The organism is Halovenus salina, assembly GCF_026410925.1.
GTDB classification, from domain to species: domain Archaea; phylum Halobacteriota; class Halobacteria; order Halobacteriales; family Haloarculaceae; genus Halovenus; species Halovenus salina.
This window is the reverse complement of record NZ_CP112972.1, coordinates 2,065,925-2,080,130: the sequence shown is the minus strand read 5'-3', so window position 1 is coordinate 2,080,130 and position 14,206 is coordinate 2,065,925. Positions and strand designations below refer to the sequence as shown.

At 63.5% G+C, this 14,206-nt stretch carries 14 protein-coding genes; 6 read left to right on the top strand and 8 right to left on the bottom strand.

The features are described from left to right. Window positions 1–167 precede the first annotated feature (167 nt). On the bottom strand, window positions 168–2,279 hold the full coding sequence (locus tag OSC37_RS10445) for a (Fe-S)-binding protein (protein ID WP_267161417.1): 2,112 nt from the start codon (window positions 2,277–2,279) through the stop codon (window positions 168–170). 127 nt (window positions 2,280–2,406) lie between these two features. On the opposite strand from OSC37_RS10445, the gene OSC37_RS10440 reads away from it, so the two are divergent. From OSC37_RS10440 to OSC37_RS10415, 6 genes are read left to right on the top strand one after another with little or no spacing between them, the layout of a single operon-like run. Further along, entirely contained in the window at window positions 2,407–3,012 is a 606-nt protein-coding gene (locus OSC37_RS10440; RefSeq protein WP_267161416.1) for a conditioned medium-induced protein 4, read from the top strand. A gap of 58 nt (window positions 3,013–3,070) precedes the next feature. Then, entirely contained in the window at window positions 3,071–3,643 is a 573-nt protein-coding gene (locus tag OSC37_RS10435; protein ID WP_267161415.1) for a DUF7504 family protein, read from the top strand. A 46-nt stretch (window positions 3,644–3,689) separates the two neighbouring features. Continuing rightward, a complete protein-coding gene (locus OSC37_RS10430) occupies window positions 3,690–4,037 on the top strand; it encodes a DUF7855 family protein (RefSeq protein ID WP_267161414.1) in 348 nt (115 codons plus the stop codon). Continuing rightward, entirely contained in the window at window positions 4,018–4,854 is an 837-nt protein-coding gene (locus OSC37_RS10425) for a DUF7856 family protein (RefSeq protein WP_267161413.1), read from the top strand. Before OSC37_RS10430 ends, OSC37_RS10425 begins: the two co-directional genes overlap by 20 nt. Window positions 4,855–4,879: 25 nt before the next feature. Beyond that, window positions 4,880–5,602: a DUF7857 domain-containing protein gene (locus OSC37_RS10420; protein WP_267161412.1), complete on the top strand. Its 723-nt coding sequence runs from the start codon at window positions 4,880–4,882 to the stop codon at window positions 5,600–5,602. After that, window positions 5,599–6,270: a MinD/ParA family ATP-binding protein gene (locus tag OSC37_RS10415; RefSeq protein WP_267161411.1), complete on the top strand. Its 672-nt coding sequence runs from the start codon at window positions 5,599–5,601 to the stop codon at window positions 6,268–6,270. Before OSC37_RS10420 ends, OSC37_RS10415 begins: the two co-directional genes overlap by 4 nt. Here the strand turns inward: OSC37_RS10415 and rnz are convergent. From rnz to proC, 7 genes are all read right to left on the bottom strand, one after another. After that, window positions 6,267–7,217 (bottom strand): ribonuclease Z, encoded by a 951-nt coding sequence (gene rnz / locus OSC37_RS10410; protein ID WP_267161410.1) that lies wholly within the window; start codon window positions 7,215–7,217, stop codon window positions 6,267–6,269. The two genes, OSC37_RS10415 and rnz, sit on opposite strands and share 4 nt — an antisense overlap. An 89-nt stretch (window positions 7,218–7,306) precedes the next feature. Beyond that, window positions 7,307–8,248, bottom strand: a complete 942-nt coding sequence (locus OSC37_RS10405; RefSeq protein WP_267161409.1) for an acyl-CoA thioester hydrolase/BAAT C-terminal domain-containing protein — start codon at window positions 8,246–8,248, stop codon at window positions 7,307–7,309. A gap of 54 nt (window positions 8,249–8,302) precedes the next feature. After that, complete coding sequence (locus OSC37_RS10400; RefSeq protein ID WP_267161408.1) at window positions 8,303–9,544, bottom strand: erythromycin esterase family protein; 1,242 nt, start codon at window positions 9,542–9,544, stop codon at window positions 8,303–8,305. A 35-nt stretch (window positions 9,545–9,579) separates the two neighbouring features. Continuing rightward, a complete protein-coding gene (locus tag OSC37_RS10395) occupies window positions 9,580–10,929 on the bottom strand; it encodes an MFS transporter (RefSeq protein WP_368409427.1) in 1,350 nt (449 codons plus the stop codon). A gap of 166 nt (window positions 10,930–11,095) precedes the next feature. Next, a complete protein-coding gene (locus tag OSC37_RS10390) occupies window positions 11,096–12,427 on the bottom strand; it encodes a glutamate-5-semialdehyde dehydrogenase (RefSeq protein ID WP_368409426.1) in 1,332 nt (443 codons plus the stop codon). Further along, window positions 12,424–13,251 carry a glutamate 5-kinase gene (gene proB / locus OSC37_RS10385; protein WP_267161406.1) on the bottom strand — a complete coding sequence of 276 codons (828 nt, stop codon included), beginning with the start codon at window positions 13,249–13,251 and terminating at the stop codon, window positions 12,424–12,426. The genes OSC37_RS10390 and proB overlap by 4 nt, the downstream gene beginning before the upstream one ends. After that, the gene (gene proC / locus OSC37_RS10380) at window positions 13,244–13,987 is read right to left on the bottom strand and encodes a pyrroline-5-carboxylate reductase (protein ID WP_267161405.1); all 744 of its coding nucleotides are present in this window, start codon (window positions 13,985–13,987) and stop codon (window positions 13,244–13,246) included. The genes proB and proC overlap by 8 nt, the downstream gene beginning before the upstream one ends. Window positions 13,988–14,206: the final 219 nt, after the last annotated feature.

Genomic DNA, 14,206 nt, shown 5'->3' with positions numbered 1-14,206 from the left:
TTAGCGAAGCGAAGACTGATACTGAGATGAGTTTCAGACCGGGTCTATGACCTCAGTCGGGTCAGCGTCCGATGGACAGAACGAGCACCACTGTGGCAAGAACGGCTCGCAATAATCACGATGAGTCGTTATTTTCGACGGAACGGCAGAGACAGAACGCGGGCGGATTAGGCAGCCTGGATGGATTCGGCGAGCAGTTCTGTCAGGCCGACGATTTCGATATCGTCCTCGAAGCCGCCGGTCTTGCGGCCGTCCTCGTACATCGTCATACACATCGGGCAGGCGACGACGAACTTCTCGACGGCGCTTCCAGCGTCAGTATCTTCGAGTGCCTCCCGGAGTCGTTCCTCGCTCGGCTTTGGCTCCTCGTCGTAGTCCATCCAGAGGCCGCCGCCACCGCCGCCACAACAGAACGAATCGGCGCGGTTGCGGGGCATCTCGTGGAGCTCACAGCCCGTCTCGACGACGAGCTCGCGGGGTGCCTCGAAGACGTCGTTGTACCGACCCAGATGACAGGGGTCGTGATAGGTAGCAGTGTAATCGAGCGCCCCCGGCACGTCGAGCGTCCCGGACTCGACGAGGTTGGCGACGACCTGCGTGTAGTGTTTCACGTCGTACGTCCCGTCGGCGTTCCAGTAGCCCTCGACGGGCACCTCCATCATCGGGTCGTCGGCGTACTCGCCGAAGTCGATTTCCGGGTACTCGTTGGTGATGGTGTTGAACGAGTGGGGGTCCGTACAGACGACGGTCTCGAACTCGCAGTCTTCGAAGGCCCCGATGAGCTGGGAGGCCTGGTCGACGTACAGCAGTTCCTCGCCCATCCGACGCACGTCGTTTGCGTCGTAGACCTCGTCCTCGTAGAGGATGCCGTACTCGACATCAGCGGCCTCGAAGAGACGTGCCAGACTCTTTGCGACCTCCTGGTTGCGCTCGTCGTAGCTGGGGTAGTCGCCGACGTACCAGAGGAACTCGACGGACTCCTCGCGTGCGTCGGGAACCTCGAAGTCGAGGTCCTCGGTCCAGTCCGGGCGGTTGCGCGCCGGGTCGCCGAAGGTGTTGCCCTGCTGCATCACGTTCTGGAAGACGTCCTGGGCGTTCGAGTCCACGTCAGCCTGCTCGACGAGCTGGCGGTTCATGTCGGTGAAGTGGGTCAGGTGCTCGATTTCGACCGGACAGGCGTCCATGCAGGCCATACAGGACATACAGGACTCCATCGTCGAACTGTCGATGACGCTCGTCCCGCCGTCGGCGATGATAGGGATGTCCTCCTCGCCGGCGTCGTGCTGTTCGCGGTAGCCTTTCAAATCGAGGATGACATCACGGGGGTCAAGCGGCCGACCGGAGGCTTTCGCCGGGCAGACAGACGAACACCGGCCACACTTCGTGCAGGCGTCCTGGTCGAGAATCTGTTTCCAGGAGAAGTCGTCTATCTCCTCGGTCGCGGTGTCGGCCGCGGGGTCTGCTGGCACGCCCGGAAGCCGTGCGCCCGCCTTGGGGTCGCGCACGACGACGTTTGCGAACGACGAGAGCATGTGAAACGGCTTCGCGTAGGGAATCCAGGCGATGAACCACAGCGCCAGAATCGAGTGGCCCCACCAGACGGCGGGATAGATGCTCTGTGCGCCGCTTGCGGTCAGGCCGAGAGTCTGGTAGGTGTTCGCGAGGAAGTAGCTCACGAAGCTCACCTGCTCGAAGGCCTGTGGACCGCCCTGCCAGCCGGCGATGCGGACGCTTTCGAGCAGGAAGCCGCCGACGCCGAGGAAAAACAGCGACCAGACGAACAGGTCGTCTTCGTAGCCGGTGTGTTTGCCCCAGAGGCGCTCGTTGCGGACGACGTAGCGCCGGTAGATGGCAATCGAGATACCACAGACAAAGAGCAGCCCCATCAGGTCCATCACGAACGAGTACGAGAGGAAGAAGTCACCGACGTAGAAGGATTCGCCGGTAAAGGGCTTGTAGGCGTACTTGTCGATAGACAGAATGGTCGTCCCGATGAGAAGCGTCAGAAACCCCCAGAGGATAAACGAGTGCATCAGTCCGCCGACGAGGTCGCGGTTGAACTGTTTCTCGTTCGAGAAGGCGATACGCGAGGCCTCTCGGACCCGCGTCCCGATGTCGTCCAGCCGCGGGAACGGGTCTTCGGTCCCTCGTGCATAGCGAGCGAATCGGCTGTAGACCCCGTAGATGAACACCAGTATCGTGACTGCTGTCAGGAAATAGAAGATGATCTCCCCGACCGCGCTTATCTGCCAGAACGTCTCCCGTGTGACGTCACTCATAGTATATAAACCCGAGACTGCAATCTGCTTAAACCTTTTCTCCATCCGGCCTCAGTTGTTCTCGGTTGGCTATCGCGTGAGTCCGTGAGTCAGATTTTTATACCCGACCGATAGATTTCTGTGTCACATGGACGAGAAGACCGAGGAACTCCGGGATATCTTTCTCGACGTTTCAGAGGAAGAAGCGGTTACAGAGTCACAGGAAGAGTTACGTGGGTCGGTAGCCGACAGCGGCAAGGTTGACAGAGAGCGCCTCACTGGGGCAATCGAAGAGCTCGAGGAGAAATTCGACATCGAGACCGACTGCTCGACCGAGCAGCGACAAACACTCGTCGAACGGTTCTACGAGGGGGCCGACGACGAGACCCTGGCGGCGGAGCTGTCGGTCCCGACGGCGACGGTCTTCGAGACGCGCATGTCACTGCATCTCGTTCGCGACGACGACCCGCCAGCTGTCACCGCCAGTGAGGAAACGTGGGAATTGCTGCGCGAGCGGGCCGACGCCGACCCCGAGACACTGGCAGCAGAATTCGACCTGACCGCGACTGAAATCGAGCGCATCCTGGCAGTCGTCCAGGCAAACGCCCGGTCGCGGCGTGTCAGTCACCGGTTTCGGACGACCTTCGAGGAGTGTCTGACCGACATCGAGTTGAGCACACAGCTCGCGGCCGACGCCCAGCGTGACGGACTCGACGAGGCTACCGAAGATGCCGAAGTCGATGTCGAGTTCTGATACGAGAAGACAAAGCGGTTTATATCTCAAGGCCGTCTCACCGACAAACGAGCCGACGATGGAGAATATACACGACCAACTCGAGGAGACGACGAACGTCTTGCTCGCGGAGCCGCCGATGGGACAGGGGCGTGATGTCTGTACGTCACTGCTGTGTGACCAGCAGCCAGCGCCGAGTGTGCTCTTTGTCACGTACACGCGCTCGGCCGCGGACTGTGTCGCACAACTCGACGGGCACGACGACCTCGACAAGGTCGGTGTCGTCACCGTCGGAGACGCCTCGCCGGAAGCTCGCGACGGCGTCGTCACGGAGACAGTCTCCTCGCCAAGTGACCTCACCGGGCTAGGTATCACAATCGGACAGTTCCTTTCAGAGTGGGACGGACCCGTTTTCGTCTGTTTCGACTCGCTCACCTCGATGCTCCAGTACGTCGACGTCAACACGGCCTACGAGTTTCTGCACGCGATAACCGGCCAGATTCACGCCGCCGGCGCACACTCACACTTCCACATCGACCCCGATGCACACGACGCGGAACACGTCGCATCGATTACGTCGCTGTTCGACGCAAAGGTATCTCTTGGCGACGAGCCCAGCGTCCGGACACGGGAGCTGCTCGCGGCTGAGTGAGGGCGTTTCGAATAGTTTAGGTGGTCGACGGCCGCCACCGTCCGCTGTGTTACTGGTCATTGCGTACTCACGGGAGGCGCGACAGAGCTTGCGAAACGTCTGTCGGAGCCACGATGGGACCGTCGTCCGTCAGTTCGGCCGCGTTGCCCTCTTCGAGGCGACCGAGTTCGGCGCGTTCCAGGCACTCCGCTTGCGAGAAAAACACGGCGAGGCAATCCAGCTCGAACAGACGGTCCCGTTCAACGAGTTCGCGGCCCTTCGCTCTGAGGTGCGAGCGGCAGCAGCCGCATACGAGGACCGGGAGACACCGTCACTTCCCTACGAGCAGTTCCAGACAGGGACAGAGCTACCAGCGCCAACGGAGATGAAAGACCGTGATTTGTCGTCTGGGTGATGTCGTCCGAACGGGTGAGACCGTTTCGGTCGCGACGGATATCGACCCCGAAGTCGTCGCCGCCGCAGTTCGACAGACGGGAGAGACGACAGACCGGCGAATCGAGGTCGACTGCCCGGAGCCCGCACCGCTACACGAAGCCGTCGGCTGTATCCGTCCCGGGATGGGGCTGCGGACGAAGACCGCACTCGCCCGGGCCGCCCGGACGCGCGGCCTCGACACACCGTACGACGAGGAACTGCAGGAGGCGAGACGCGACCTCGAAGCAATCTCCGTCGAATCGGAACCGCTCGATTCACAGCGAGAACGCCTCGCCGACGCAGAAGCGGCCGTCGACCAGGCACGGATTCGTGCCGCCGAGTCGCGTGGCCGCGTCCGCGAGCGGGCAGACGCCGGCCTGGAGACCGAGCCGGCCGAATCCGAACTCGATGAGGCGTTACAGACACTGACTGAGGCCGAGACCGACGCCATCGCGGCCAGACAGGCCTACGAACGAGACCGAAAGCGACGGCGCGAGCGCCGGGACCGCCGCGAGCGTCGGTTCCGACTCGAACAGCGGGTCGCAAATCTCGAACGCAACGCCCGTGCACACCTCGTCGATTGCCTCCGGGAGGAATTCTGTGCTGTCTTGCCGACGGTTCCCGGCTCGGCGGTCACAGGAGCGGTGACTGCACCGTTCGAAGCCGAGGCCGTCACTGCGGCGCTTGCGCTCGTCCGCCTCGGCGAGGTGCAGGCACCGGTCGTGCTCGTTGTCGACCGGTTCACGTCGGCCGAGACAGCACGCGAGTACCTCGGTGCGCCCGTCCTCGACGTTTAAGTACGAGGGGGTGACCAGAGCGCCCATGGCGACGCTCGACTGGCAACTCAGACGCACAGGCGAGGTGACCCTCGTCGAACTCTCGGTCCAGGGCGACCGCGCCCAGCAGGTGACAATCGAGAGCTGCCTGCGGCCGGTCTGGCCCCCCAGAGAGCAGGGTGTGCCGACACAGGGCTGGCAGGAGAACACCTTCGAGGGGACCGTCAGCGCGGACGAGCCACTCGTCGTGGGCTATGCGACACCCGTACCCCCACAAGAGCCACCCGCAAAGATAACAGCGACCGGACGCCCCGAAGAGGCGGGGGTGACGCCACGCCGTCTCGTTCGAACACTCGGAGACCCCCGGCCACCGCGGGATGTCCTGCCGGCGACACCACCGGCCGGGCCGGCGCAGGAGACGTGCCCGACAGCCGTCGACGGCGGGAGCAAGCGAGCGGTGGACGAAGCCAAGACGACGCGGGCGAAGGCGGAGCACGCAGCTTCGGCGACGGCCACAGAGCCGACCGCGTGGTTCGAGGCTGTCGAGGGCCGCCTCGACGAGACCGAGCGCCTGGCCGGGGCAACAGACGCCGACGAGATACGCGACGCGGTCGAGGCGGCCGGCGGCATCGAGGCGGTCCGAGAGCTCCAAGCACAGCTCGACGAAGATAGGCGACAGCTCCAAGAACTCCGGCGGCGGTCGGAGACGCTGGCCGAGGAACTCGCGGCCGTCGACCTGCCGCTGGCGACACTCGAACGGGTCGTATGAAGCTGGCAGTCACTGGCGGCAAGGGCGGCGTCGGGAAGTCGACAGTCGCGTACAATCTCGGGGCCGAACTCGACGGCGTCGTCATCGACGGCGACCTGGGAATGGCAGACCTTCCCGCACGACGCGGGCCCGACCTCCACGACGTGCTCGCCGGCCGGGCGACACCGCTCGAAGCCGTCTCCGAGGAGGGGGCAGTCAGACTCTTGCCGTGTGGCCGGTCGCTGGCGGGCGGTCGCGGCGCGGACCCGACCGCGCTGGCAGACGTCGTCGATGCGGTCGAGCGACAGTATGGGACCGTCGTCGTCGACGTACCGGCAGGGTTGCGGTCCGACGTCGGTGTGGCGTTGCTCGCGGCCGATGCGTGCCTGCTGGTCACCCGTCCGACCAGGCCGGCAGTTGCCGACGCAGTCCGAGCACGAGAACTGGCCCGCGCCGTCGACACCCCGCTCGCTCGGGTCGTCCTCAACCGCGTCGAACAGTCCTATCCCGAGAACCGCCTCGACCGACTCGCCACGACACTGGAGGGACCGGTCACACAGATTCCGGACTCGCCGGCGGTCAGGCGCGCACAGCGGGCGGGTCTCCCAGTCCGTGCGGTCGACCCAGATGACAGGGCGACGGTCGCGTTCGCAACGCTCGCGACACAGGTCAAACAAGGAGTCGGCTAGCCGAGCTGGTCGACCTGGAACTCGCGGTCGGAGTCGGGGTAGGGGACCGTTACCTGCGTGCCGTCGTCGGGGACGAAGACGGTCCCGTCGAAGCGCTCGGCGGCCTGTGATTCGAGTTCGGCCGCCTGGCCGGTGTACCGCGTCGAGAGATGGGTCAACGCGAGCCGTTTCGCGCCGGCGTCGCTGGCGACCTGGGCTGCCTCTCGGGCCGTCGAGTGTGCCGTTTCGAGCGCCCGTTCGCGGTGGTCCTCACCGAAGGTGCCGTCGTGGACGAGCAGGTCGGCCCCTTCGGCGGCCTCAACAACGCCGTCGGTCGGCCGCGTATCGCCCGTGTAGACGAGTCGCCGGCCGGACCGAGGTTCGCCGACGACCTCCTCGGGCTGGATCGTCCGCCCGTCGTGTTCGACCGGTTCGCCCGCGTGGAGCGTCGAGTACTTCGGTCCCGGAGGGATGCCGAGTTCGCCTTCGGCTTTCTCGCGGTCGAACTCGCCCTTTCGGTCGTCCTCGACGAGCGCGTAGCCGACTGCGTTCGTCCGGTGGTTGACACCGACAGCCCGCACTTCGTAGGCCTCGCGGTCGAGCACCACATCGCCGGCCGATACCTGCGTGACCCTGACGGGATACGATGGGCTCTCGCCGGTCGCCGACAGCAGAGTCTCGATGCGGTCACGCGTCCCGGCGGGAGCGTGTACCGCAAGCGGCGTGTCGCGGTCCTGGAAGTCCCAGGTCTGGGTGAGGCCCGGCAGCCCGAAGATATGGTCGCCATGGGTGTGGGTTAGAAAGACGTGTTCGACATCGAATCCCGTCCCGTAGCGCATCATCTGACGCTGGGTTCCCTCGCCGCAGTCAAACAGCAGCCGGTCACCCTCGCGTTCGACTAACAGCCCGCTCGGGTTCCGGACCGTCGTCGGCACTGCACCGCTCGTCCCGAGGAACGTCACTCTCATTGTTCCAATGTCACCGACCGACGGCTAAACGCGTATCGACTTCGCCGTCTCACGTCCGAAGACAACCTCCCCCCAGTTGTCTCCCGCTGTCAGGTGTCAGACCGGCCCACGACGGGAGCGTCGGACGGGCCGAGCGCCCGGTCGAGATACTGGAGGGTTCGTCGCCAGGCGAGCGCACTTGCCCGTGCGTTCTCGCTGTGGGTGCCACCGTACGCGTGCGTGCCGTCGAGTGGCGTCTCCTCGTCGAACCGATAGGGAACACGAATCGCGTGACCGGCGTCTGGAACGGCGAGATGGTCGAACTGCCACGCGTGGTTGTTGCGTTCGAGCCGCGCCGCCGCACGGTCTGCAAACAGTGACGACGGCCAGACCGTGTCCGAACCGCCAGAGACGAGCAGGACCAGCCCATCGATCGCCTCGACCGGGATAGTCGCTCGCTCTTTCGCTGCTTCCGTCGTCCCCTCTAGAGCCAGTGAGCATGCGCTATGGCCGTCACTCGTGAGTGGGTCGTCGGGGTCGTTGTCGTCGGGCACGTACTCGTCGATGTTCAGGTACGGAACGGGCTCACCGTCGAGAGTCCAAGACGGTCGGTCGTCGCCGACCCCGTCCATCCAGGAGGGGGCAGCCCACGCATAACAGCTCGGCACGTACGCCACCACGACGCCGACAGTGTCGAACTGCGAGCCGACCAACAGTGCCGCCTCACCGCCACGCGAGAACCCGATAACACCGACAGCATCTCCGCTGACGGTCGGACGGTCGAGAAGCCACTCGGCGGCGTCACCAAACTCTTCCAGCGGGACTTCCAGTAGCGCATCACGAACGCCAGGGGCGCCGAAGTATTCGACACAGAAGACCGTGTAGCCGTGTTCGGCGAGCATCGCGGCGTACCGCTGCTCGTAGCCGCCTGCCCCACCAGCGCCGTGACAGAGGAGGACGCCCGGACGTGGACCGTCGCCAATTCCCCTGAACAGGCGACCGCTCGCGTCGTCGGTCCGAACCCTCCGATCCCGAACGAATGTCTTGCTCACGTGTGGTGTTCATCGTGACGCGATGTTAATCGGTTGTTCGTCGCCCGCATCGTCTCAGCGAGCGAGCGGGATCGACGGAGCCGTCTCTTCGATTGCAAACAGCCCGTCGAACGACGACGCCAGGTCAGTCGTCATCCGCCGCCGGTCATCGGCGTCGGGATCGACCAGCGCGGCGACGGCCCGAAGTTTCCGGTCCCGGTCGAACCAGGAATCGAGCCGCGAATCTGCGGCTGCGCTCTCGATATCGAGGAAGCCAGTCGGTGTTTCGACAGTGTCGAGCGTCGCGGTCGTGGCTTCCGTTGGCGGGCCGTCTGCGGTGAACGTCTCCGGCCCGGCCTCTGAATCGGCGACTGCGCGGTAGCTGCCGCGGGCGAAGTCGGTCGCGTACGGCCGGTAGGCAGAGCCGTGGTCCTGTGCGATAACCTCGCCCATCGTCTCGCCGGCCGCCCAGTCCTGTGGCATGTCGAACGAGCCGCGCTTGACGTGGCTGTTGTGTGCCCAGACGGCCACGCCGTCGCCGGGGTCCGTATCCAGACACCAGCCGACCGTCTCGGCCATCAGCCGGTCGCGCAACTCGAACGCCTCGGGGTCGAAGCCCTCGGTCGCGAGGCGCAGCCGGTTCCACTCGCAGTTCTGTTCGAGGTGGCGACACAGCCGCCTGGCGACGGTCCACTCGCGGGGCGAGAGCCGGTCGACGACGGCCGGCCGGTGGGCATCGAGGGTGTCTCGGAGCCCGCGGGCAACGGCGATGCCGTCGTCGAGAAACGCATCACGGTCGTCTTCCGGTACCGGGTCGTCGGCGAGGGCGTCCAGTTCGTCCGGGACAGCTATCGACGGAACCGCCTGAAGGAGCGCCCGGAGCCTCCTCGCTGGCGCGCCCGGCTCAGAGAGGCTGACCCCGAGCAGACGGACCCTGTCCTCCGGCGGTCGCCCCTCGTTGAACGCGCGGAGCCACTCGACGGTCTCCAGTATCGACTCGGCGCGCCAGACCCAGAGCACCAGCGCGTCGAGTGCGTCTGCGGCCGTCCCCTCGCCGCGCCGGACGTACTCGTCGAGTGCGAGCGTCTTCGCGAAATCCGTCTCGAAGGCGACCGTCCGCACGCCGCAGTCGGCGACGAGATGGCGAACGACGGCCCCTTTCAGCTCGAACAGATCGTGGGTCCCGTGTGTCGCCTCGCCGAGGCCGACGATTGTCGCGTCCCCGAGCGTGTCAGTGAGCGGCTCAAGATCGTCGCCGTCCGGCGTCGTCGAGTCAAGCGGGGAGCTGTAGCGCCCGAGTGCGGCGCTGTCGTCCATACGCGTTTGTTCTGGCTGCGAGCACAAATAGGCCGTTACTCGTAGGCCTCGAACTCCTTGCCGAAGAGGAGGAAGTAGACGACGCCAACGCTCCCGATAGCCGTCGCAAGCGCGAACGCGAGCGTCGGACTGCCGCCGTAGCCAAGCGACGTGGCCGGGATCGTGAACCCGTCGTAGATGGCACCGCCGATGGCGGCACTCGGGATGACGACCGTGTTGCGGACGAGATAGTACGACCCCGAGACGCGACCGCCGGCCTGCTGTTCGGCCGGCCCGACGATGAGCGCCTTGTGTGCGGGCAGCCCGGCAAAGCGCAGCCCCGAGAACAGGAACAACAGAACGACGAGCGCGGCAGTGAACGGGACCCCCTCCGGGACCGAAATCAGGAGTACCGGGAAGATAGCGTACACCGCGAATCCAAGCGCGACAACGGGTTTCAGCCCGACGCGCTCAGCGAGTTTCGCGGCGACGGGCATCGAGACGAGCGCGACGACCATCTCCAGGGCGAGCAAGACGCCGAAGAACACGTCGGGATTGAGCGTCACCGCGCCGAGGTCGAGGCTCACTTCGAGAAACTCCGTGACGACGATGATAAAGAAGACGTACACCATCCCGTTGGCGAAGCGAACGAGCGTGTCCGCGACCAGAAGCGGCCGCAACGCGGGCGGGAGGCCCCGGAGGTCGTCTCTGATTTCCTGGAGACCCTCGAACTCCTTCCCAATCGAGGTGTCCTCGGCCTCGTAGAGGAGGTGCTGTGTGGCCGTAGCGACGACGCCAAAGACCATGCCGACGGCGAGGATGACCTGGAAGCCGACCTGGAAGTCCGCGAAGACAAACAGGACGACAGCGGCGAGTAGCGGACCGACCAGAAAGGCAGTCCGGCGAAACACCTCGGTGCTAGCGAACCCACGGGCGAGTCGTGACGGCGGAACAGCCTGCTTGACGATAGCGAAGGTCGCGCCGAGGCCGAAGGACTTCCAGGCCTGTGCGAGAAAGAGCCCGACGAAAATCCAGAACCACGGCTCGATGGTCACGCCGCCGACAACTATCGTCCCAAGCGCGGGTGCGACGAGCCAGAACAGAAAGCCGAGACTCGAAATCAGCCCGAAGAGCGTGAGCGCGTACCGTGAGCCGATGCGGTCGGAGATAACCCCGCCGGGATAGGGGTAGGCGGCGCTGATGATGTTCCCCACCGTGCCAAACAGTCCGATTGCGAGTCCGCCAGCACCGAGGACAGACATATACCGGGGAATGTATCGGCTGGTCATCTGGAAGCCGAGGCTGAACGCGAACATCGCCACCGAAAGGACCAGTACGTCCCGCTGGAACGAAAAGAACTGCTTGAACGGGTCGAGTGGACTCGGTGTCTCTGTCTCGTCTGTCATTGTTATGATGTAATACGCTGATGATAGACTGGCCGGACTCCCGGAAGAGTCCGAGTTCCGTGGCGGATACACCACCACGAGAGCGACTCACATCGAAACAGTTCGGCCAAAAATAAAAACAGGGGGGTCGTCGCCGACCACAGCGACACAGCTTGTCTTTGAGGAGTTATTCTTCAGAGAGACGCCCGGAGTTCCACTCACCCTCGAACTCCTCGTGGAGGAACGGGTTTGCGTCGTCTCCTGCGTAGACACCGACGGTCTGCCCGCTCCCTTCGAGGTGATACTTGTATGTTGTCAGGCCCTCAAGGCCGACTGGTCCTCTGGCGTGGGTCTTCCCTGTGCTAATACCCACTTCAGCGCCGAGTCCGTACCGGTACCCGTCGCTGAACCTCGTTGAGGCGTTGTGGAACACGCTCGCGGAGTCGACAGCTCGCATGAACGTACCTGCTCGTTCTGTGACAGCAGTCACGATTGAATCGGTGTGCTTCGATCCGTAGGTATTGACGTGGTCAATCGCCGACTCCAGCGCCTCGACAATCTTAATCGAGAGTGTGAGGTCGCCGTACTCCGTCGACCAGTCTTCGGTCGTCGCTGGCTTCGCCTCGATTATTTCGCGTGTGGCTTCGTCACCCCGTAACTCGACATCGGCGTTACGATAGCGACCAGCGATGTCCGGTAAAAACTCGTCTGCCACGTCCTCGTGGACTAATAGCGTCTCTACGGCGTTACAGACCGCAGGATACTGCACCTTCGCGTCGTATGCGATTTCGGACGCCATCGAGAGGTCAGCCTCGCTATCGACGAAGACGTGACACACACCCTCGGTGTGGCCGAGAACGGGGATGCTCGTGTTGTCCTGGATGTAACTGACGAACTCCGAACTCCCTCGTGGCATGAGGAGGTCGATTGAGTCATCCATCCCGAGCATCGTGTCGACATCCTCGCGCGCCTCGATCAGCTGTGCCCAGCCACCGGGCAACTCCGAAGCTGCGTCTCGAATGATCTCGAAGAGAACCCGGTTCGAACTGCTGGCCTCGCTGCCGCCTTTCAGGATGACTGCGTTCCCCGACTTGAGGCTGAGCGCGGCAATCTGCACCAGGGCGTCGGGTCTGGACTCGAAGACAGTTCCGATGACACCAATCGGGACCGCCACCTTGTACAGTTCGAGTTCTTCGTCGAGACGTCTCGCGGTAAACGTCTTGCCGAGGGGATCCTCCTGGTCGGCAACGCTTCGGACCATCTCGGCGATACTCCGGAGCTTCGACGGCGAGAGTTCGAGACGGTCGACGAGGGCTCGACTGTACTCCCCGCTCGCGAGCATCTCTTCGGCTTCCCGAACGTCCTCGGCGTTCGCGTCGAGGATCTCCTCCTGGCTGTCCTCGATTGCGTCGGCGATTCTGTGGAGGCTCGCGCTGCGCTCGCTGTCCGAGCGTGTTCCAAGCTCGAGGGCTGCCTCGTTTGCTTCTGTCACTTTCGCTTTCGTACTTTTCTCAGTCATTGTTGTTCGCTGATAGGGACGAATATCGTTCCGACCGGTTCACCGGTAGCGATTTTCTGGAGGACGTCCGGCTCTGTCGATCGAGCGATAATCGCCGGTGCACCGTGTTCGCTGATCTTTCGGGCGCCACGAACCTTCGTTCGAATGCCGCCGAACTCGTCTGTCGTACTCTCTTCGATGAAAGTCTCGATCTCGGCGTAGTTGCGCCCAATAGCTTCGATTCGTTCCGGTTCGTCATCTTCTTTCGGGTTGTCGGTGTACACGCCACCGACATCGGTGAGTGTAACCAGCAGATCGACATCGATACCGACACCGACGGACGCCGAGAGCATATCGTTGTCGCCAATTCGGAGTTCCTCGATCGCAACGGCGTCGTTTTCGTTCATGATGGGCACGACATCCCACTCGAGAAGCGTCTCGAGGGTGTTCCTGAAGTTCGTGAAGCGTTCGGCGTTGTTGAGATCGTGTCTGGTCAAAAGGAGTTGCGCAACGGACCGGTCGTACCGTTCGAAGCTCTCCGTGTACCGTCGCATGAGGTGGCTCTGCCCGATCGTCGAGAGCGCCTGTGACGCCTCGATGGTATCGCCATCGGGATCGATTCGCCCTTTTCCGGCCCCGATTGCTCCAGAGGAGACGACGATGACCTCCTTGCCGCGGTCGATCAGTGAATTGACGCCGTCGACGAACTGATCGAGCTTATCGTCGTCGAGATTCGACTCCTCGTCGGTAACCGAGCTCGTTCCGATCTTGACGACGACGCGTTCGGCTGCGGCGGCCTGCCGTCGTGCACGGTCGATCGCCTCGGCGTCGACTCGATCACTCACTGTCGTACTCCTCGGACAGCTCTCTGGCCCGGTCGGACGCCGCGAACAGTGCGTTTCCGATTTCCGTCTCGACATCGCTCTCTCTGAGGACGGTCATCCCCTCAATCGTGGTCCCCTTGGGCGAACAGACTGCCTCGATTAGTTCGTCAACGTCCCGTTCGGACTGGAGGACCGTCTCAGCAGCTCCTTTGAAGGTTTGTGCCGCGAGCAGTTCGGCGTCGTCCGCCGAGAGCCCCTCCTCGACGCCGGCCTGCTTCATCGCCTTGATGAGGTAGAACACGAACGCGGGGCCGCTTCCGTTGAGCGCCGTCGCCGTATCCATCAGCCCCTCGTCGATTTCGACGGCTTCCCCGAGACTGTCGAGGAGTTGGCGAACGTCGGCGTCCGGTTTGTCCCCCGCTACGGCGGCAGCCATATTTCCGGTTTCGGCCGGGAGATTCGGCATGATACGAACGACTGTCGCGTCGGTACGCGCTTCGACGAACTCGGTCGTGACACCCGCGGCCGCGGTAACGAGCGTCTGGTCCGACGAGAGGTCGATAGCCTGGAGTACGTCGTCGACGGCATTCGGCTTCACAGTGAGGACGACCAGATCCGACTCTACCGCGTCGTCGACAGTTGTCGTGGTTTGCTGACAGTACGGTGCGACTGAGTCGAGAGCGCTCGGATCGGGGTCGCATGCAGTTACGTCGTGCGTTCCTGTTCTCGAGAGACCCTTGATAAAAGCACTCCCCATATTTCCACAGCCAATGACGGTTACCTCCATAATTCTCCTCGTGTTCCTATCGTTAATACTCGGGAATAATACAGACGTTGATTCGTTTCGAGCCAATCGGTATGCCGACCCAATGACATACGGCGACCGGAAACTATTAATACGGCAGTCAGACTATGTTGTGGTAGATGCGTTGGACTCACCACGCAGGCGTCGGTTCGCCATCCAATGAGTCCGTCG

Excerpts from the sequence above, each read along its gene's own strand:
- OSC37_RS10445 (WP_267161417.1), bottom strand. The coding sequence starts at position 2,279 with ATGAGTGACGTCACACGGGAGACGTTCTGGCAGATAAGCGCGGTCGGG.
- OSC37_RS10440 (WP_267161416.1), top strand. The coding sequence starts at position 2,407 with ATGGACGAGAAGACCGAGGAACTCCGGGATATCTTTCTCGACGTTTCA.
- OSC37_RS10435 (WP_267161415.1), top strand. The coding sequence starts at position 3,071 with ATGGAGAATATACACGACCAACTCGAGGAGACGACGAACGTCTTGCTC.
- OSC37_RS10420 (WP_267161412.1), top strand. The coding sequence starts at position 4,880 with ATGGCGACGCTCGACTGGCAACTCAGACGCACAGGCGAGGTGACCCTC.
- OSC37_RS10415 (WP_267161411.1), top strand. The coding sequence starts at position 5,599 with ATGAAGCTGGCAGTCACTGGCGGCAAGGGCGGCGTCGGGAAGTCGACA.
- rnz (WP_267161410.1), bottom strand. The coding sequence starts at position 7,217 with ATGAGAGTGACGTTCCTCGGGACGAGCGGTGCAGTGCCGACGACGGTC.
- OSC37_RS10400 (WP_267161408.1), bottom strand. The coding sequence starts at position 9,544 with ATGGACGACAGCGCCGCACTCGGGCGCTACAGCTCCCCGCTTGACTCG.
- OSC37_RS10395 (WP_368409427.1), bottom strand. The coding sequence starts at position 10,929 with ATGACAGACGAGACAGAGACACCGAGTCCACTCGACCCGTTCAAGCAG.
- OSC37_RS10390 (WP_368409426.1), bottom strand. The coding sequence starts at position 12,427 with ATGACTGAGAAAAGTACGAAAGCGAAAGTGACAGAAGCAAACGAGGCA.
- proC (WP_267161405.1), bottom strand. The coding sequence starts at position 13,987 with ATGGGGAGTGCTTTTATCAAGGGTCTCTCGAGAACAGGAACGCACGAC.